The sequence below is a fragment of the Curtobacterium sp. MCPF17_051 genome (assembly GCF_003234595.1).
Taxonomy (GTDB): Bacteria; Actinomycetota; Actinomycetes; order Actinomycetales; family Microbacteriaceae; genus Curtobacterium; species Curtobacterium flaccumfaciens.
In genome coordinates this window covers 127,799-145,956 of sequence record NZ_QKSE01000005.1, presented here as the reverse complement: position 1 = coordinate 145,956, position 18,158 = coordinate 127,799, and the positions used below count along the sequence as shown (strand labels likewise).

Annotated in this window: 15 protein-coding genes; 10 read left to right on the top strand and 5 right to left on the bottom strand. The window is 63.1% G+C overall.

Annotation, left to right across the window (positions count from 1 at the left end; all coding sequences use genetic code 11):
• Positions 1–476 precede the first annotated feature (476 nt).
• Complete coding sequence (locus DEJ35_RS05480; protein WP_258378437.1) at positions 477–1,100, bottom strand: recombinase family protein; 624 nt, start codon at positions 1,098–1,100, stop codon at positions 477–479.
• A 171-nt stretch (positions 1,101–1,271) separates the two neighbouring features.
• On the opposite strand from DEJ35_RS05480, the gene DEJ35_RS16965 reads away from it, so the two are divergent.
• Together DEJ35_RS16965 and DEJ35_RS17700 are read left to right on the top strand one after the other, a co-directional pair.
• On the top strand, positions 1,272–2,774 hold the full coding sequence (locus DEJ35_RS16965; protein WP_146244752.1) for a P-loop ATPase, Sll1717 family: 1,503 nt from the start codon (positions 1,272–1,274) through the stop codon (positions 2,772–2,774).
• A gap of 9 nt (positions 2,775–2,783) precedes the next feature.
• Positions 2,784–3,548: a nucleotide-binding protein gene (locus DEJ35_RS17700; RefSeq protein WP_111192219.1), complete on the top strand. Its 765-nt coding sequence runs from the start codon at positions 2,784–2,786 to the stop codon at positions 3,546–3,548.
• 465 nt (positions 3,549–4,013) lie between these two features.
• Here the strand turns inward: DEJ35_RS17700 and DEJ35_RS05470 are convergent, their stop codons facing one another.
• Together DEJ35_RS05470 and DEJ35_RS05465 are read right to left on the bottom strand one after the other, a co-directional pair.
• A complete protein-coding gene (locus tag DEJ35_RS05470) occupies positions 4,014–4,358 on the bottom strand; it encodes an Lsr2 family protein (protein WP_111192218.1) in 345 nt (114 codons plus the stop codon).
• A gap of 77 nt (positions 4,359–4,435) precedes the next feature.
• Complete coding sequence (locus DEJ35_RS05465; RefSeq protein WP_220036876.1) at positions 4,436–5,599, bottom strand: ATP-binding protein; 1,164 nt, start codon at positions 5,597–5,599, stop codon at positions 4,436–4,438.
• A gap of 254 nt (positions 5,600–5,853) precedes the next feature.
• Between DEJ35_RS05465 and DEJ35_RS05460 the strand changes: the two genes are divergently transcribed.
• The gene (locus DEJ35_RS05460; RefSeq protein ID WP_111192217.1) at positions 5,854–6,900 is read left to right on the top strand and encodes a TIR domain-containing protein; all 1,047 of its coding nucleotides are present in this window, start codon (positions 5,854–5,856) and stop codon (positions 6,898–6,900) included.
• Between the two features lie 54 nt (positions 6,901–6,954).
• Here the strand turns inward: DEJ35_RS05460 and DEJ35_RS16960 are convergent, their stop codons facing one another.
• Positions 6,955–7,209 (bottom strand): hypothetical protein, encoded by a 255-nt coding sequence (locus tag DEJ35_RS16960; protein ID WP_146244751.1) that lies wholly within the window; start codon positions 7,207–7,209, stop codon positions 6,955–6,957.
• 1,339 nt (positions 7,210–8,548) lie between these two features.
• Between DEJ35_RS16960 and DEJ35_RS05455 the strand changes: the two genes are divergently transcribed.
• The 4 genes from DEJ35_RS05455 to DEJ35_RS05440 all read left to right on the top strand — a co-directional run bounded on the left by DEJ35_RS05455 (position 8,549) and on the right by DEJ35_RS05440 (position 14,872).
• Positions 8,549–9,292, top strand: a complete 744-nt coding sequence (locus DEJ35_RS05455; RefSeq protein ID WP_111192216.1) for a TnsA-like heteromeric transposase endonuclease subunit — start codon at positions 8,549–8,551, stop codon at positions 9,290–9,292.
• Complete coding sequence (locus DEJ35_RS05450; protein ID WP_111192215.1) at positions 9,289–11,274, top strand: DDE-type integrase/transposase/recombinase; 1,986 nt, start codon at positions 9,289–9,291, stop codon at positions 11,272–11,274. The genes DEJ35_RS05455 and DEJ35_RS05450 overlap by 4 nt, the downstream gene beginning before the upstream one ends.
• Positions 11,274–12,314 (top strand): TniB family NTP-binding protein, encoded by a 1,041-nt coding sequence (locus DEJ35_RS05445; RefSeq protein WP_111192214.1) that lies wholly within the window; start codon positions 11,274–11,276, stop codon positions 12,312–12,314. Before DEJ35_RS05450 ends, DEJ35_RS05445 begins: the two co-directional genes overlap by 1 nt.
• A 680-nt stretch (positions 12,315–12,994) precedes the next feature.
• Positions 12,995–14,872: a zinc-ribbon domain-containing protein gene (locus tag DEJ35_RS05440; RefSeq protein WP_181435517.1), complete on the top strand. Its 1,878-nt coding sequence runs from the start codon at positions 12,995–12,997 to the stop codon at positions 14,870–14,872.
• Between the two features lie 7 nt (positions 14,873–14,879).
• On the opposite strand, the gene DEJ35_RS05435 is transcribed toward DEJ35_RS05440, so the two are convergent.
• Positions 14,880–15,251 carry a hypothetical protein gene (locus DEJ35_RS05435; RefSeq protein WP_111192212.1) on the bottom strand — a complete coding sequence of 124 codons (372 nt, stop codon included), beginning with the start codon at positions 15,249–15,251 and terminating at the stop codon, positions 14,880–14,882.
• Between the two features lie 399 nt (positions 15,252–15,650).
• Here DEJ35_RS05435 and DEJ35_RS05430 point away from each other — a divergent pair, with 399 nt between their 5' ends.
• Genes DEJ35_RS05430 through DEJ35_RS05420 form a run of 3 tightly spaced genes read left to right on the top strand, consistent with a single transcriptional unit; the run spans position 15,651 to position 17,076 of the window.
• A complete protein-coding gene (locus DEJ35_RS05430; protein ID WP_146244750.1) occupies positions 15,651–16,220 on the top strand; it encodes a hypothetical protein in 570 nt (189 codons plus the stop codon).
• 20 nt (positions 16,221–16,240) lie between these two features.
• On the top strand, positions 16,241–16,591 hold the full coding sequence (locus DEJ35_RS05425; protein WP_146244749.1) for a hypothetical protein: 351 nt from the start codon (positions 16,241–16,243) through the stop codon (positions 16,589–16,591).
• Between the two features lie 38 nt (positions 16,592–16,629).
• Complete coding sequence (locus tag DEJ35_RS05420) at positions 16,630–17,076, top strand: hypothetical protein (RefSeq protein WP_111192209.1); 447 nt, start codon at positions 16,630–16,632, stop codon at positions 17,074–17,076.
• The last annotated feature ends 1,082 nt before the right edge of the window (positions 17,077–18,158 follow it).

Here is an 18,158-nt window from a genome sequence, read left to right as displayed (position 1 = left end):
ACAACCAGTGACCGCTTGCCCCGCTGGGACGTCATTGACCATCACATCGCGAGCCTAACGACCTGCGACTCCCCAACAGGGGTCGAAGCCCGGCGTTAAGCCTGAGCACGAACCACCCATCGGCGCGTTGAATGCGCTGGCCTCACCGTAGAACGCGGCGACCCGAGGTCGACGCCGCCCAGGTCGTTGATCTGCACCCCGCGCGCCCCATTGACCAACCCCGGCCACAGCACGACGGTGAGCGCCGCGAAAACGACGACACCAAGCGAAGCTGCTCACATACGGGACTCAAGAGACCAGTAACTCACTGGTGCTGCTCGCCACGGCAAGGACCGCTCACGGTGTCCCGGTAGCCGGTGGTTCACCGCTACACGACAGTGGTCGCCCTCGACGGGCTCCGTCGCCTACTGCCGCCTGACCGGGGGTATTGCCGTATGCCTGTCCCGCAAGAATGCCCGGTGAAGGGGCGCCGAACGCTACACAGCGGCGACGTCGCTGGCAGCCCCATCTGTGGTGGCGGGGGAGAGGGGTGTCGCGAGCATCCGGTAGAGGGTGGTGCGGTCGATACCGAGCCCGCGGGCGACGGTGGTCTTGGGGACGCCGGTGCTGATGAGTCGGCGTGCTTCGGCGATCTGTTCGTCGGTGAGCTTCCGGTTGCGGCCCTTGTACTTACCGGCGGCTTTGGCAATGCGGATGCCCTCACGTTGACGTTCGCGGATGAGGGTGCGTTCGAACTCGGCGAAGGCGCCGAGGAGGTTGAGCATGAGCCGACCGATGGCGTCGTCGGTGTCGCGACTGTAGGTCTGCTGTTCCTTCACGAACTCGACCGAGGCGCCCTTGGCGGTGATCTCGTCGACGATGTCGCGCAAGTCGCCAAGGGAGCGGGCGAGCCGGTCCATGGATGCGACCCGGACGACGTCGCCGTCGCGGACGTATCCGATGCAGTCGGCCAGGGCCAAGCGGTCGGTGCGTGCCCCGCCGGAAATCTTCTCCTCGAACACCCGGTCGACGTCGCCGATGGCCTCGAGCTGCCGGTCGAGGTTCTGATCGACCGAGCTCACCCGAACGTAGGCGACGATCTGCGTTTTGTGTTGCACCACTCCAAGACCCTCGCACACTCCTGTCGCAGAAGTGCGAAAAGGCACCCTAGAACCACGCGATTCGACTACTCTCGGCGATGTTGCGCTGGGGTATACCCCTGCGCAACGCTGACGGAGCTCGACGGCAAGAGGCGAACCACATGGCATCCCACGAAGGTTAGGCTTGCTCACATGTCTTCGAAGCCCACCACTGTTGCTGAGCTGCTCAACGCGATTGAATTAGGTTCCCCTGTCGCAGAATTCGACGCAGCTCTAAGTCGCTACTTTGTCGAAACCTCTACGTTTCAGAAATTGGTCGACGATGGTGGTGACATCGTCTCGGGCGACAAGGGTGCAGGCAAAACCGCTCTGTTTCGAATTCTGAAGGACAACTTCGGCACGTACGACGCTCTGGGGGACGTCGAAGTTATCTCTGCGTTTAACCCCCAGGGCACGCCAGCCTTTCAGCAGCTGACTGAACAGGAGGTTCTATCCGAGGGCTCATACATATCTGTATGGAAGTCCTACCTGTTTATGCTGGCTGGAAACTGGCTACTCGATCTTTACGGGTCCGCTCGTCCAGGCTCACTTGTTCGACTCGATGATCTCTTGCAGAACTCAGGCCTCCGTGCTGGAAGCGCGAAGCCAGCCAGCGCATTTCAGCGCGTGATCTCATTTATTCGACCCAAGCAGGCTGAAGTTACTGGTACTGTCACGCCAGACGGTATTCCGATCTTCACGACAAAAATTTCTCTTGCGGACAACGCACCCCCAAAGGAGGTGCCAGTTGACGTCGTTCGGTACGACGAAGCACTGTCTCTTCTCGACGACTGCTTAGATGAAACTGGGGTTACCCTTTGGTTGGTTTTCGATCGGTTAGACGAGGCTTTTCAGGCCTCGCCTGAGGTAGAGAAGCCAGCTCTACGAGCACTTCTTCGATCGTACCTGGACATTCAATCGCTTGCGCACCTTCAAATAAAGTTGTTTCTGCGGAACGATCTGTTCGCTCGTATCAGCGAGGGCGGCTTCGTTAACCTGACCCACATAAACGCGCGAAAGATACCCATCACGTGGGAAGACGACGATCTGTACACACTGCTGTACCGCCGTCTGCGTGAATCGAAGCAGCTGCTCGAGGGGCTGGGGCTCCCGCAGGACGCGGGTGCGCAGGAGCTGTTCGACGCCGTCTTCCCGTCGAAGGTAGATGAAGGGTCAAAGCGCCCCACCACCTGGAATTGGATTCTGACGCGAATCCGGGACGGGAATGATGTTAAGTCGCCTCGAAATCTCGTTGATCTGGTAATAAAAGCTATCGATGCCCAAAAACGCAGGGAGGCTCAGGATCCCCGATCATGGGTCGAAGGTGACCCGCTTCTCACTGGCGATTCTTTGAAAAGAGCGCTGACTGAACTGAGTCGAGAGCGAGTTACGGATACGCTTCTTGCGGAGGCAGGCGACGCTGCTGCCCACGTGAAACGTTTCGAAGGCGGAAAGGCCGAGCAGAACGCCGCTTCACTCCAGAGCCTTTTCGGTAAAGAATCGACCGAAGTGACCAAGCGACTCGTAACGTTGGGTTTCCTGGAAAAGACCGGTCAATCCTACAAGGTGCCTATGCTGTATCGTCAAGGTTTGGATATAACGCAAGGTAAAGCCTGGGCGATTGGCGAAGCTGCTGCTGATGACGACGAGTCTTAGGAGTATGTGATGACCAAAATTGAAGCTCCGTCTGTCTTCATTGGGTCGTCTTCAGAGGGATTGGAGATTGCCCGACATCTTCAAGCGGACCTTGAGCAGTCGGGGGTCTGTTCGGTAGTGCGTTGGGATCAAGGCATTTTTCAGGCATCTTCATATGCAATTCCGCAACTTGAGAGTGCGGCGCGCAGCGTCGATTTCGCGGTCTTGATCGCGACCGCTGACGATGTCGTGCAGTCGCGTGGCTTAGAACGAGCGGCAGCAAGGGACAATATCTACTTTGAGCTCGGTTTGTTCATCGGAGCGCTAGGACTAGAGCGGACCTACGTAGTGTCCGCGTCGCGTAGCTTGCAGCTTCCAACCGACTTGAGTGGCTTAACATGGTTGCCATATAGGGAACGTGCGGATGGAAACATCCGCGCGGGTTTGAATGATGCAACTCTTGGAATTACTAATAGGGCGCGCGAGCTTGGACGTCGCGCAGGCCGCAAGGTTCGAGCAGATAGCCACGCTAGCGGTGGGCATAGGCAGGCCCTTGCAGAGGAGATCGCTCAAATCTGCGCTGACGCTGAGGCTCAAGGCTGGGTTGTTCGCACGAATAGCAGCACCGTGCTACGAGTCCGCAGTCCAAAAGGGCGTTCGTTCGCGTTCACGTTTGGCGAACCCGCGTCTTCGCGCCAGGAGATTCGTGGCTTCGCGTCGCAGCTGAGGGCGAACGGATTACGTGTCAGTCGGAGCGTGCGACGCCCGGTCGACGAATCACCGATCCCGCTTTGAGCCGGTCCGCCCCGCTTCGCCGTATCGGCTCGCGGGGCGGACAGCGCTCCAACTCGGTCGCACCGAGAACCCCTTGCGGGTCGCCGCGCATTGGCCAGCTGCCCACCACCTCTTACCTCGGCGAGTACGTCGCTGCATCACGCTAACGATGTCAACGGGGCCTGCCCGCTGTTGAAACGCTGAGGTTTGATGTGACAAGTCGCCGACACAGGCAGCCTATCGGATCCTGGCGTGCTGCTCGAGGACGCCTAGCTCAACGCCGTGCAAGTTTCAGAGGGTGATGAGATGGACAATCAATCTGGATCGTCCATCTCCCTCGTCGCCGAGGAAAGACGTCGCAGTGATGTCGACGCGGCATCGATCAGTCTGTCGCTCTCGTGTCGCTGACATAAGAGCGCCGTATCGGCGTACACGTGAACAGTCGGCCACCCGAGGGGTGGCCGGCTGTTTGTGTCGGGGGGGGTGTCAGTGCGCGGCGTCGTACGCGTCGCGGACGGCCTGGCTGATGCGGCCGCGGGAGGAGACCTCGTGGCCGTTCGCGTTGGCCCACTCGCGGATCTTTGCGAGCTCTTCCGAGTTCCCACGCTTCGGCGCGCTGCCGGAACTGGCGCGGCCGGAGCGGCCGGTGACCTTGCGGGCGGCAGCGACGTAGTCGGAGAACGCTTCGTGAAGCGCGTCTGCGTTGTCGTCGGTGAGGTCGATTTCGTAGTGGCCGCCGTCGAAGGAGAAGGACACAGTGCGGCCCTTGCCGTCTTCGATGGTGTCGCCGGTGAGGTCGTCGACGAGGTGCGTGGTGACTTTCTGCGCCATGTAGGTACTCCAATCAGGGGACGGACTCTTAGCCTGACAGAGAGGGTCGCGGTTTCCTGCATCGAAACGGGAGCGTGCTACACCTCGTTATCGCGAACGAACGCTGCGAAGCCAGGGATGGTGAACTCGAGCATTCCGCGGTCGGCCGGCTGGATGAGGCCCTTATCGATCAGGCGCGCCCGCGGTGTCGAGAGCTGATTGCTGCCGGTATTCAGCGCTTCCGCGATCGCGGAGCGCGAAGCGGGGCCGTCGCCGAGATTCGCGATTGCAGCGAGCATGCGTCGTTCGGCTGGCGAGCAGGCGGACCAGCGGGCTCGGAACAGGGCGTCGAGATCGGCCTGCATCGCCATGTGGCCTTGGTCCACGGCGCCGACGTCGATGACGCCGCCTGGGTCCGGTCGTCCTGCGGCAGCCCACGCGGCGTCCGCGATGAGCTGCACGGAGTACGGGTATCCCTGGGCAATCTGCAGAGCCCGGTCGACCGCGGGCGGAGTCCAGTGCACCCCGAGCGCCCGCGCAGGTCCGATGAGCGCGATCTCTTCCGCGTCGCGGTGGAGTGGTCCGAGTGGCCGGTAGGCGAGGCGTTCACTGAACGTGACGATCCCCGCGATGGTCTCTGGAGCGTTCGGAAGGCCGGCCGCGAACACCGCTGCAGGAACATCGGTGCCTTCGGCTTGCAGGTGTTGCCAGGCGTAGACCAGCGTCCGAAGCCCCTCCGGATCGGCGGATTGGATCTCGTCGATGAGGATGACCAGGGGGGAGTCGTTGGCCGCTGCTTCGATCACGGCCTCGAGGGCGCGTGCCCCCGACAGCTCGAGGTCTTGGTTGTTGTTCGCCGGCTGGAAGGTGCCGGTAGCGGTTGCGATGCCGGGCACCCCGACGGAGAGCTGCAGCGTCTCGATCCTGCTCCGAAGCGCTGCCCGAGTCTTCTCGCCGAACCCGTCGGTGGCGCGCCGGAGCTCCGCGGCGATCTGCGCCACGAGCCCCTGCTCTTCGCCTGCGGTCACCCACACCGTCACCGCACCGCGTGCCGCAGCACGACGCTGGTACTCGCGGAGGAGCGAGGTCTTCCCGAAGCCGCGAGCTGCATGATCGACCCGGATGCGGCCCACCAGTCGGCCGAGGTCAATCAGTGTGGACAGGCGCTCGTCGACCTCCGCGATCTGCTGAGCGCGCCCGGGCACGGTTCGAGCGATCTCGCCAGGGGTATAGGGACTTGGCTGCATCGAATCACCGATCATCTGTTATGAAGCAGAGGTTTCATAACAGAGTATCGAGGGTGAGCGTCTGGCGCACATCGCCGGGATAGGAGCTGTCCAACGGCCTGTTGGACGAGGGCAGCCAGGCCCGGAGCATCTCGTTCAGCGCCCCGTCCCCGGGCACTTGCCCGGGCGGGGCGATGCGACACCAAGGTCCGCGTCGGCGAGCGGATAGTGCGGTCACCGGCACTCTGCCGCGATGTGCACGGTGGGCGATCGGCTACTGAGACACGTTCGTGGACAGTCTGACGTTCGAACTGGAAGTAAGCAGACTCTATGATCTGAGAATGGCTCGACCCGATCCGCTACAAGCTGCCGCTGGGTACTACACCGTAGAGCGGTGGGAAGACTCGCACTGGCGACAGTTTGGCCGTGAGACCGGTACGTCAGACATCCTCTCGTCGCACCCGCGTCTGTACCGGTCGCTTTCGTTCGGCGATGACGACTATCCGGACGCTGCTCTCGAGGCCCTTGGTCGTGTCCTTGATGAGGGGGTTGAGGACCGTGGCAATGAGGCCGAGCGCATGGACCTACTTGCAGATGCCATGCCCGATCTTCCCTCCTGGGTGAACGAGCATGCCCCCAGCCGAACCAAGCGCCTCTTCCAGGACTACCTGGACGCACGCGATCCCTCAGAGATTCCAAGCCAGTGGTCTGGCGGTGGGGTAGCGGAGCCGGCGGCGGACCCGCCGATACCCAAGCCATTTGATGCCTGGTCGACGCCTCCGAACGACCCGTGGGACGTCCCGAGCCCGCCGTCGATATTTGACGAGGCGACGGACGCAGTACCCGCCGATGCCTCACCGACGATCGAGCCCGAGCCCGCCGGGGCGCTTGCCGTACCAGTCGAGCGCAGCATCTTCATCGTTCATGGACACGATGAGTCGGCGCTGAATTCGATCCGCGTGTACGTAACGCGGGAAACAAAGATCCTGCCAATCTCGCTTGCTGAGGAAGCGAGTGAGGGGCAAACCATCATCGAGAAGTTCGAGGCGTACGGCGCACGAAGCTCGTACGTCATCGTGCTGCTCACCCCCGACGACGTTGGGCAGACGATTGCTGAGCATGATGCCGGTGACCAGCCGAGGCCACGGGCTCGTCAGAACGTCGTGCTCGAGCTGGGTTACTTTATCGGCAAGATCGGTCGAAAGAACATCGTCGTGGTGAACGCAGACGTTGAGCGTCCGTCTGACTTGGGTGGTCTGGGGTATGTGCAGTACCCAGGATCGAACTGGAAGGACGATCTCCGGACGGAGCTGAAAGCCGCTGGACTCACTGTGTAGTGACCAAAGGAAGTCACTCTGTCGGTGGCTTTCAGGGGCCCCGACCGCGATCGGCTATTGAGGATCGGTGACGTCGGCTCGGCGCAGCCGTCGTTTGACGATCTTCCTGCCGGTGCTGCGGACGAGTGTTGTGTCGCCGAGCTGCCTCCATGCTGCGTGCAGACGCTCTCCGTGTCGTGTGCCTTCGCACGAGCACGTGCAGTCGTCCCCCTGGGCATTCTGGCACCGATAGTCGCAGCGCTCGGTGCCGCTGTAGTGCATCTCGATGTCGACGAAGCGGTCACGAAGTGCGATCACCTCGGCGACCATGGTCGGCGCCGGGACCCAGTCCGGTCTGATGGGTCCGCCAGCCGCATCCTTGCGACGGCGCGGGCTCTCGCGGTGCTCTGGTCGTCTGCGTGTCCGTCAGCGGTGATGGTGTTCGTGGAGCGGATCGTGTCGCGGACGGTGGTCATGGATCCATCCTCGCAGCGGGATCGACACCTGCGGTGTCGGCGGCCGCGGTCATCATCGGTGGCATGCCCGAGCACCGGTGGGCGCCGCCCATCCGCCCCGATCCGCCCGAGGACCAGCCGCTCGGATCGAGGCCCCGCCGGCGCCGGACAGGGTGTCCGGTTACCCGGCGGTGTGCGGGTCGAGTTCACCCGCTCTGGGCTGCAGACGTGCCCTGGGTTCGTTGAGCAGGCGGATGGCGATGTCGTCTACGTGCAGCTGGTGCACATGGGCTTAGTACACCACGTGTGGCTGCCCATGGACCGGATCAAGAAGCGCTCCCTGAAGCCGCAGGGGCGCCGCTGATGGGCGTGCGCCGGCATGGGCGGTGGGTGCCCGAGGAAGCCGTTTCGTTGCCTGCAGGCGCCCATGGCGGCCCCGCGGCCGACGTTGTGCCGGCGGCGCCCGTGCACGCGTGGATCCCCACCTACCGCGGTGTCGATCGCCGCGTGGAAGCGAAGGCGATCGCTGCGACCGGTGACGCGGTGCTGATCGAGTGGGGGAGCGGGCAGGCCGCAACGGCTGCGTGGGTGTGGCGGGCCGCGGTGAAGCACCGCGTGGAGCTTTCAGCGAGGTCATAGCTGGCTGGGATGTCGGCATCGGGGGTCGTGCGTACCGTGAGGGTCTGCGTCCGGACCATTCCCCTCAGTGGCTTCGGGCGCCCGCGGCTCGAGCAGCCCCCCCAAGGGGTTGAAGCGAAAACGGCGGATATCGAACCTGCAGCCGCCAAACTGACATAAGATATGTTATCGGTTTGCTGGAGATCTTTGGTCGCCGACTGCGTCCGCGAGCATCGTCTCTCTGGGCCGGTATCTCACGACTAGGGCGTCGTCGCCGGTGAGATTTAGGGTCACTGGCGGCCTCCTGGCCCTCGCGGGCGTGCCGCCCAAGCAGCCCTTCGTCGAAGATCGAGCAGCGGCCATGTGTCCGGCCGCACCTAGGTACCGCCCTCGACCCGCGCGATACTGTTGTCCGAATGACGCGGTTTCTCTTTGGCAAGTGAGCGCTAACTTGCTCGTTTTTCAGGCGAGAACGCGATTTTCGCGCCGTTGCGCCGACGCCGCTGATCAGCGATGATCGCGATCGCTCGGCAAGGCCTCGCAGGCCACGACGTTCGCGCCCCCATTCTGAACCGGTCTCTCTGATCGGAGGCGTCATGCCTCTCCCCAAGGGCGAACTTGCCCTGTCCTCCCGTCGCACGTCGACGGTAGTTACCTGGGTCGACGAGTTCGGCCGGATCCAGCGGCGGCGAGCAACGCCGTCACTGCTCACAGAACGCATCTACCTTGCCCGGAAGAGTCGCGAGAAGACCTGGAAGCGTCAGAACGAGCCCACGCACCAGGGGTACTACTGGTTCGCCCAGCTCGAGCGTCACGTCTGGTACGAGACGATGACCGAGTACCTCGGGCTGATGTTTCTAGATCAGAGCAGGACAGTCCGCGCGATCAGCGCTCAACCGATGCTCATCAGCTTCGGGAACGGACACTCGCACTACCCGGACTACCTCGTCCTCGGCGACCGAGCGGACCAGACGATGTTCGACGTGCACCGAGCGGACAAGGTCGAGGAGGACCCGTCGCAGTTCGAGGCAGCGTTTGAGCTGTGTCGACGTGTCGGCTGGAGCTTCGAGCTCTTCACCGGACTCGGCGACGTACAGCGGGCGAACCTGGAGTGGTTATCGGCTTACCGGCACCCCGACTATCGGCCATCCGAAGAGCAGGCTGTAACGCTCCGGCACCTGGCGGAGGTGGGTCCGACGTTCGGAGAACTCCTCGATCGGTTCCCCATTCGGGAATCGCGAACGGTGCTGCACGTCTACAACATGATTTGGTGCCGAGAACTGGCGTTCGATTTTGATCGTCCTCTAGCGGAGCATTCGACTGTCCGGCCAGTCCGATGACCAGCGTGCATGTCGGCGACGTCATTCAGACCGCGAACGGTGAGCGACGGATCGTCGGCTACTCGGGGAGCGCGATCAAGCTGTTCGATGAGACGAATCATGAGTACGCGGTCATCGACGTCGCGTCGCTGCCGACGGTCATGACCGAGCCGCCCGCAGTGCTCGAAGTCTCGCCTCGACTCATCGACACCGAGCCGAAGCTCATCCGCGACGAGGCCCTCCTGAAGGCGGCGCACGTCTTGGAAGTTCTTGATGGGGTTCCGCTTCCTGGACGCGACCCTCATCCGCGATACGACCCCGCCACGACCAACCTCAGCGATCGCAAGCTGCGCAAGGCGCGAGAGTTGAACGTGAGTGTGTCGACGATCGAGAACTGGATCACGCGGTACCGCCGCGGCGGCGCGTCGGCTCTGATCGACTTCCGGCACCTGCGTGACAGCGGCGGCATTCACGGAAGCCCCGAGTACGTCGAAGCCCTTCAACACGTTATCAAAGAGCAGACGAACGAGCCCACTCGTACGTTCGGCGCGTTCTACGACCAACTGCACGCGGAGTGTGTGCGCAGGGGCATGTCTGAAGAGTTCAAATCGGAAAGCACCGTCGCTCGTCAGGTCGCGGTCCTCACGAACGGCACCTTCACGTTCGGGTCGGCGCGAGCCCGCCGAAACCAGGCGAACGTGCCGAAGCGAGCCTTCCAGCCGCGACCGGCCTACTCACCCGGAGCGGAGGTACAGATCGACTCGTCCCCCGGCGACTTCGAGACGCTGGACTATATGGGGCACCGAACACGCCTGCGCCTTACCGCGATGATGTGCAAGGCAACCCGTTCGGTCCCTGCCGTCGGAGCGTCGATGATCAGCGCGAAAGGTGTCGATCACGCCATGCTCCTCGCCCGGTCGCTCGTGCCACAGCAGAACCGCCCGCATCCCGAGCTGGCCGCCGTCGCCCTCGACCGGATCGACGCGCCCTGGCTCGAGCACCTCACTGCCGAAGAAGTCGAGCGCTGCTACCGCATGCGCCCGTACATTCGGGTGCAGCGCATCATCTTCGACAACGGCAAGGACTACCGCAGCGACGTCTTCCGCGCTGCATGCGAGAAGTTCGGCGTCAGCTGCACCGAATCTGCTCCGTACAGCCCAGACGACAAGCCGCTCATCGAGCGATTCTGGTCGACCGTCCGCACCGGCTTCAGCCAGTATATCCCGGGTTACATCGGGAACTCCGTCGAGAACCGCGGCAAGCCGGAACCCGACAGTGATCTCCTACGGATCGATGAACTGATTCAGTTGTTCGATCTGTGGATCACCGTCGTGTACCAAAACCGCGTCCATGCTGGCCTGAAGGACCCCCTCGACCCGGCAGCCCCGCAAACCCCGAATTCAATATTCATGGCCTACCAGCAGGTTGGCGACGCGATACCGATGGCACTCACGCGCGACGACTTCATCGACATTCTGCCGGTCGAGTATCGAACTATTCAGACCGACGGCATTGAGCTCGGCTACGGCAAGTATGACTCGCCGCAGCTTACCGACCTGCGTCGGATGCCCTCACTCGACGGTAGGCATCGCAATCAGTGGGCGGTGTCCTGGGACCCCTACGACGAGCGTTTCGTCTGGCTCCGTGATCCCGAGTCACATGAGTGGATCGAATGCGCCCTCCGCAACGGCGCCCGAGCCGAACAAGCGTTTTCGGTCCGGATACGTCGCGAGTCGAAACGCATCGCCAAGGAGCAAGGGTTCTTCACGGACCGTGAGGCACGGCGCCTCACGCAGAACATCGTCGCGGAAACAAACCAATCTCGACGCGTTCGACGTGATGACGAACAGCGCCGCGCATTCGCACTCCAAGAACGTGCTGCCTCTGGCATCCCACCACTCGCCGAACCAGAGCTGCCGCCTTCACCGGCTGCGAAGCGTGCGCGCAAGGTTCGAGCACTTCAACCTGGGGAGCACCTCCTTTTCGATCCGGACTCCGACTGATGTTCGACCTCTTTGATACCCGCGACGACAGCTGGATGAACGACGCCAGCAAGCTCTGCCGCAATCTCGCTCGTCCCGTCATCGTCCCGTCGATGACAGCGCAGGACTACGACAAGAGCGACGGAAAGTCCCGTAACAACTACGACCAGCAGCGGTTCGAATACATGAGCCAGACAGTCGTCGCCACCGATTCCATTCACGACCTACGGAACCGGCTGCTTCGAACGATGCTGATCAACCGGAACGCGGTGGCCGGACGCGCGGGTTTGCTGATCTCCGGACCGGCAGGTCTTGGCAAGACGACGGCGGTGCGTGCTCTCGCCAGTTGGACGGTGCGGCGCTACCAGCGGCAGCTTCCCGATGCAACGAGAAACGGCGACGTGCCCGCGGTCTACGTCTCTGTTCCACCGCCCGCAACACCGAAGTCCATGATCGCCAGACTCGCCACCAGCATCCACATACCCGTGCGCGCTCGAGACAGCGCCGAATCGCTCCGCCGAGAAGTCGCTCCCCAGCTGCGGGCGCTGCACACCCAGCTGCTCATCGTCGACGAGATCCACCGACTCGCTCGTGACTCCAACGAGAACGCCGAGACAACCAACGTTCTGAAGGACCTGTCCGACCTTGTCCCCTGCACCTTCGTGTTCGCCGGCGTCGCGGTCGAGCAAAGCGGCCTGCTCGCAGGGGAGCGCGGAGCGCAAATCGCTGGCCGGTTCTCCCTCGCCCGAATGGTTCCCTACAGCGCGAACCGCCTCGACGATTGGACCGACGTCGTCGCCGGCTTCGTTCAACGAAGTTGCCTCTTCGGCCCCATCGAGGTGGACCCCGAATATCTACTCGAGCGAACGCAGGGGTCAATCGGGATGCTGCACGCAATGTTCGTCCAAGTCATCGGACTCAAGCTCAGCGAGCCACATGAGTCGAACGACGAACGGGTGACGCAAGAGGACTTCGAGCAGGCGATGCTGCCAATGCAAGCGGAGGAAGAACCTGCCACAGCGCTCGTCGCCGGGCAGCTAGCGAGGAAACGCCCGAAATGAGTGGTGACTGTCCGAAAGCACCACTAGGGCTGCAACCGCTTCTCGTGCCCGTTCGCCCGCTCCGCCACGAAAGCGACCGAAGTTGGTTGCAGCGACTCCTGATCGCGAACAACATCAGCGACTACACCGCGCGATCGATGTTGGAAGAAGCGAGGGAAGTGGCCGGCGCGGCCGAAGGGACGGCCTTGCTACTTCACGAGCTTGCTCAACCGCGGCCGGTGCGTTCGCCTCGAATCGCACGCAGCGGGGCAGCGACACATTCGACCTGCGGGAGGTGCCTCGTGGGCATGTCCGGGCAGTTCCTCTGCAGGTTGTGCGCGGCTGGCGAGGACATCGAGCAGGAGCCACACGGAGACGGCTACGTATGCGAACGGCACCACCTGTGGGTGGGGCCGGACACGCCCCCGAGCGTGCAATGGACTGTGTCCGACACGGTGGTCGCGGTCCATCGGCGATGGAGGCGCATGCGGCGGCGAGGCCGCATATCGGTCTCCACGACGAACGAAGTGATGGCACTCGTACTTCGGGCGCGATCGCAGATTAGCGAAACTTCCACTCCAGACCGCTGTTTCCGCGACGCCGCCCGCATCTGGGGAGCCCTTGTCGCGGACGGGACCCTCGAACGGATCTCCCGACCGAACGTAGCCTTTCCCGCGGCTTACGGCGTCATGACTCAGGTCGTGACGAACGTCGTCGGGTTCGGCGCTCCCTCCCTCGTGGACGGGCTGTGGTGCCTGCTTCGCCCCATGTTCTTCTTCCGGCGAGAGCAGGCCTGGGGGAGTCCCAACGACGACGACTGGGACGTTCACCTCGGCCCGATGCCCAACACCATTCTTCGTATCGAAGGCCCCGTGCAGCCATTCGACCGCTTCAACCAGCAGCTGCGTACGTGCTGCGCCAACCGGTGGACGCAGTTCGTCTGGACCACGTGGTCACCACACGACGAACCCTGGCTCAGAAGCGAGGTGCGCAGCGGGCGGAACTCCGCCCTGTCCTTCATCTGTCAGGCAGGCCACCGGTTCCGCACCCCCGCAAATGCCCTCAACCTCTCACACCGGAATCGGTTTCAGGGTTGCGGGTTCTGCGCTCGACATCGAGTGGCCCCAGGGCTGACCTCTCTCGACGTTACGCATCCCCTCGTTGCAGCTCGATGGCACCCCTCCCTGAACGACGCCATCCTTCCGGCGCAGATCTTGGCAGGAAGCCCCGAGAAGCATTGGTGGCTCTGTGGCAAGGGGCACGAGTACGTGGCTACCGTCGGCAGCCAAACCGGGCTGCATCCGCGAGGCTGTCCCTACTGCGCTGGCACCCGCGTCGATCCGGGAGTGACAGGCATCGACCCCGCTCGTCCCGACATGCTCGCGATTTGGGACCACAAGAGAAACCCCGAATTGCCGAAAAACGTGAGCCCTGGCGTAGCCAAACAATTCTGGTGGACCTGTCCGAGAGGCCACAGCTACCAGGCGACAGCGATCAACGTCTCACACGGGCGGCGGTGCGGAATTTGCGCTGGCAAACAAGTCGTGGCGGGCGTAAACGACTTCGCGTCACGGCGACCCGACCTGCTTGCAGAGTGGAACGCTGTGCGCAACAGCGTGCAGCCGAACGAGGTTCCGGAGTTCTCCAATCAGCGTGTCTGGTGGCGATGCGAGCGCGGCCACGAATGGCAAGCGCCGATCGTGGCGCGAAGCTCCGACCGCCGCGGCTGCCCGGTGTGCTCCGGTCGTCGCCTCCGAGCAGGTACCAATACCTTCGCCGACCTCTACCCGCACCTTGCTTCGCAATGGGATCCACTCCTCAATGGAGGCGTGCTGCCCACAGATGTCGGACGCAGCAGCAGATTATCCGTGTGGTGGCGCTGCGACGCCGGTCATGCCTTCCGTCGAACCGTAGCCGAGCGCATTCTTAAACCGAACTGCGGATATTGCACCTGTAAGTGGGTGCTTCCGGGTGTGAACGATGTACTCACCCGCTACCCAGTGATCGCGGCGGACTGGGAAGTGGAACGAAATAGACCCGCGATCGCTTGCTTGCCTGGAACTGCTCGCCGGTACTGGCTGTGCGTGAACGGTCACCGCCAACACGAAACAGTCCCGAACCGGGTGAAGACGGACGGCTGTCCGCGCTGTCCGAAGGAGGAACGGGCCGCTTACTACCAGACTCATTCCGCTTCGGGCAGTGCACCGTTCTTGCGGATCATAGAAGCGTTACAGAGCATCGAAGATCGGCAGCGCGGAGGCACAGAGCGAGGGGGCACCCGCACCGGCTACCCTGAACCCATGAGTCGACTTCCGCGAGCAACTCCCGCGGAACTTGCGCCAGAACCTTGGCCCGAAGCGCCATCGGACGACCCGGTCGCCGAAGCAGTACGTCGCTTCGTTGTCCGCCTTCAACGCGAGATCGGAGACCGAAGCGTCCGATCGGTCGCATCGATAGCAAACGTCGACCACGGTGCGCTTCTTCGCGTCCTTGCGGGCAAGACCTGGCCCGACCTTGCCACGCTCGCCCGCCTAGAAATCGCCCTTCGCGCCGACCTCTGGGGGCGGGCGAACGACTGACCGAGAGTCACTTCGGCTCGAGGGGTGGAAGCCAGCGAGCTCCTGTACTGCGCGCGAGGAGCCGCAACGGGGAAGGATCACCTTCGAGGTGAAGCCGCCCGGTCCATGGCACCCGCAGACGTTGCTCCATCAGGAGCAGAGCGAGGTCGACAAGAGGCGACTCTTCGGGTCCAAGGAGAACACGCTCGCTCGTGCGGAGGTCGCCGATGACTGTCACTTCTTGGTGTCGGCTCGTGAGCACGATGTCCGTTCGCCAACCGAGGTCGACGCACTCCACCGTGACGCCAGAGGGGATGACGACCGACGTCACCCACGCGAGGTCGACCGCCTCGCCGTTGCGCGCGACTACCCGGAAGCTCGCTGCGCCAACCTCGGTCATGGGGTTTAGAATACCCAGTACGTCTGACAACGGGGTCGGGGCGCGTCAGGGCTCCGTCCGTTTGCTGCTGCAACCGCTCGGGAGCGGTAGATGCTGCCAAAGAGTGGCTGCCCACCTGCAGGCGCATATGCGAACGGCCGATGCCGCTGACAGGTCCTCCCGATACTTGTTCCTCTTGGAGGGCTGCAGTCTGAAGGAGGCCGCATGGTCACTCGGCTCCAGGTTGCTCGAGCCCGAGCATGTGTCGCGCTGTGCGCTCTTGTCGGTAGGACGACTACTCGGGAGGTCGCTGAGGTGGCGGCACTCAGACTTCGGACGGCAACCGGTTCGAGTTCCAACTCGTCGCAGGAACGTTTGTGTGCGACGGGTGTGGATCAGGGGCTTAGCGAGGAGGTGCGCATGTTCGGCATCCTCGCCGGCGTTCACGCGCACGGTCGCAACTTCGATCCTGCCCACCAATCACGGCAAGCCGGCGCTCAACGGCAACTCTCGCGTGACGAAGAAGACGCCCTGATCGACGGGCGGACGATCACCCGCGCATCGTTGGAGCGAGCGAAAGCTGCGGTCCGCCGCGGAGACCTCGACGCGCTGCAGCGTCGCTCCAGGCAAGCGGGACTCGTGGCGACGATGTCGAGCCTCGAAGTTGAGGACTGGCTCGGCATCGGGAGCGCCAAGCGCGTCTGGATGTTGAGCGTGGGGGAGTTGTTCGCATTCGTCGCCGACGACGAACTCCGGTACCCCACCTGGCAGTTCATCGACGATCAAGGGCAGCCGATCCTGCCGCACCTGTCCCGCCTAGTACCCGCATTCGACGGTGGTATGCACCCGGCGAGCATCCTCAGGTTCATGACCACGCCCCGCGCCCGGCTGAGCCTCGAGGGTGAGCCCGCGTCCCCCGTCGACTGGTTGCTGCGCGGCGGCGACGTGCAGACGCTCATCGAGATCCTCGAAACCCAGCTCATGTCCTAGGTGTCGAACAGAGGAAAGCCATGGCAGACGATTCGCGATCCATGCTCCAAGCCCTAGTTGCCGACCTGGGCGATGAGGATCTTCCGATACTTGAGCTGTTGTCTCGTGGCGAGACCGAGGACGGCATAGCCGCCGCATTGCGCGCGACTGGTGAGGACGCTGAGCGTCGCGTACACCGCGTGAACTTCGCCGTCCTTGCTCTCGTGTCGGCGACGACCTCGCAGCCAGACATGTGCGGCGCGAAAGGCGCGCCAGAGCGGACGGTCCGAGCGTTGCTCCAAGTAGTTCGGAGCGACTACGAAACCCTGATGGCGGTTTACGGCGAGGCGCCCGGCTGCTCGGGGGCCGCGGGGCCGTTGGAGGAGCCATGACCGCGGAATAGGCGAGGTTCTTGGTTGAGTCTGGATCGATGACGGCCGAGGAGCTTGCTGAGAACGAGGCGGGGGTTGCTCGCGGCGAGCTCGAGATTTCCGAGTACCGAACCGCGCTCGAGCCAATCGTCGCTTCCTTCGGCCCTCGAGCAGTTGCTGAGCTGCTGAAGATTGACGGTGCAGATGTGGTGCAACTCGCGGTCAAGGGGCAGCTCTACGGCTTCAGTTCGGGTTCCTCGCTGCAGTTCCCGACATGGCAGTTCGTCAAAGGGGACCGTGCGGATCAGCGGACAGTGCCCGGGTTGGCCGATCTGGTGGCGGCGATCCCGCGATCGATGCACCCTGCCAGCGTGCTCGGCTTCATGCACACGCCGCAGGGCAGCCTACGTGTCCATGGCGACCGAATCACGCCACTGCGATGGTTGAAGGACGGCGGCGACGTACAGGACGTCCTCGACATCCTCACCGAGCGCGATCGCTCGTAGGCGAGCGATCCCATGCTGGCAGCTCCAGGATCGACGCGACGAGCCTCGTGCACCCGCGTTGAGCTGCGCACACAAATCCGCCTCCGCCTTGCTCGGCCCGTTCCACCTGAAACGGACGTCCGGCTGACGTGGCCTTGCAGGAGGTAATCCGGATGGACGCGAAGGACGACCGGCCGGCATTGCCGTGGGACGTATTCGTCGCTGCACCCGACGTCTGGTGCGAGCGCGTGTCCCAAGGCGCCTCCTTCACACTGACGCTGCTGGGTCGCCCGATCGCCCTGCTGCTTCCGCCGTTTGCACACGATTCCGCAACGCCCGAAGAGAGGGGCAGCTCCTCCTTGAACGGAGGAGGCTGACGCCAGACGGCTTTGCAGAGGGCAGCGACGGCGCGAAGCTCGTCCTGGTCGATCAGTACAACTGAGGCGCGTTTCCAGGGCGCCCGTCAGACGATCCGTCAGCGGGACCGGAGAACGGTGGCGCTGTGACAAACCAGCTGTTGGTCCGGTTTGGCCGCTCAAGCCTCTTTCGGTGCATGAAAAGCTGGCACCGGCCGCTGTCCCGGTATGGAACGTGCGCAGGCGGAAGCGCACGCGCCGACAGATGTGCGAGTGCTGCAGAGATGATCGTCGCGGTTCGGATCTGAGGTGCGCTCTCGCGAATATCCCGTTGCCGATCGGCCTCGGCGGGGCCCTTCCGCTCCGAGGGCTAGCTCGGGTAGATTCTTCGAGTGCCTTATCTTGCAACGATCGCCCTTGACTATACGGGGGAGGACCGCAATGCTTACGCCAAATTGATCACCGCTCTACTGCAGTCCGGGTGGGAGTAAGCAGAGACTTCCACGGTCTACATCGAGGCGGAGGATCTCGATGGCATTCGGCGCGGTCTCGCTGTCCTAGCGCACGGACTGAACAGCCCAGGTGAACTATCGAACCTAAGCCTGACAGTGCAGTTTGTTGGGCCGGGTGGTGCGCCGTCCTACGCGAGAAATCATCCCTATGCACTCGAGCAGATTCTCGGGTATGACCTACCGCTGGAATAGCGTAACAGAGCCCCGCGCGACGGGCTCACGAGTTCGCACAAGT

What these genes read in the sequence shown, in the direction of transcription:
- DEJ35_RS16965 (WP_146244752.1), top strand. Translation starts at nt 1,272, where the DNA reads ATGTCTTCGAAGCCCACCACTGTTGCTGAGCTGCTCAACGCGATTGAA.
- DEJ35_RS17700 (WP_111192219.1), top strand. Translation starts at nt 2,784, where the DNA reads ATGACCAAAATTGAAGCTCCGTCTGTCTTCATTGGGTCGTCTTCAGAG.
- DEJ35_RS05470 (WP_111192218.1), bottom strand. Translation starts at nt 4,358, where the DNA reads ATGGCGCAGAAAGTCACCACGCACCTCGTCGACGACCTCACCGGCGAC.
- DEJ35_RS05465 (WP_220036876.1), bottom strand. Translation starts at nt 5,599, where the DNA reads ATGATCGGTGATTCGATGCAGCCAAGTCCCTATACCCCTGGCGAGATC.
- DEJ35_RS16960 (WP_146244751.1), bottom strand. Translation starts at nt 7,209, where the DNA reads ATGGTCGCCGAGGTGATCGCACTTCGTGACCGCTTCGTCGACATCGAG.
- DEJ35_RS05455 (WP_111192216.1), top strand. Translation starts at nt 8,549, where the DNA reads ATGCCTCTCCCCAAGGGCGAACTTGCCCTGTCCTCCCGTCGCACGTCG.
- DEJ35_RS05450 (WP_111192215.1), top strand. Translation starts at nt 9,289, where the DNA reads ATGACCAGCGTGCATGTCGGCGACGTCATTCAGACCGCGAACGGTGAG.
- DEJ35_RS05445 (WP_111192214.1), top strand. Translation starts at nt 11,274, where the DNA reads ATGTTCGACCTCTTTGATACCCGCGACGACAGCTGGATGAACGACGCC.
- DEJ35_RS05435 (WP_111192212.1), bottom strand. Translation starts at nt 15,251, where the DNA reads ATGACCGAGGTTGGCGCAGCGAGCTTCCGGGTAGTCGCGCGCAACGGC.
- DEJ35_RS05430 (WP_146244750.1), top strand. Translation starts at nt 15,651, where the DNA reads ATGTTCGGCATCCTCGCCGGCGTTCACGCGCACGGTCGCAACTTCGAT.
- DEJ35_RS05425 (WP_146244749.1), top strand. Translation starts at nt 16,241, where the DNA reads ATGGCAGACGATTCGCGATCCATGCTCCAAGCCCTAGTTGCCGACCTG.
- DEJ35_RS05420 (WP_111192209.1), top strand. Translation starts at nt 16,630, where the DNA reads ATGACGGCCGAGGAGCTTGCTGAGAACGAGGCGGGGGTTGCTCGCGGC.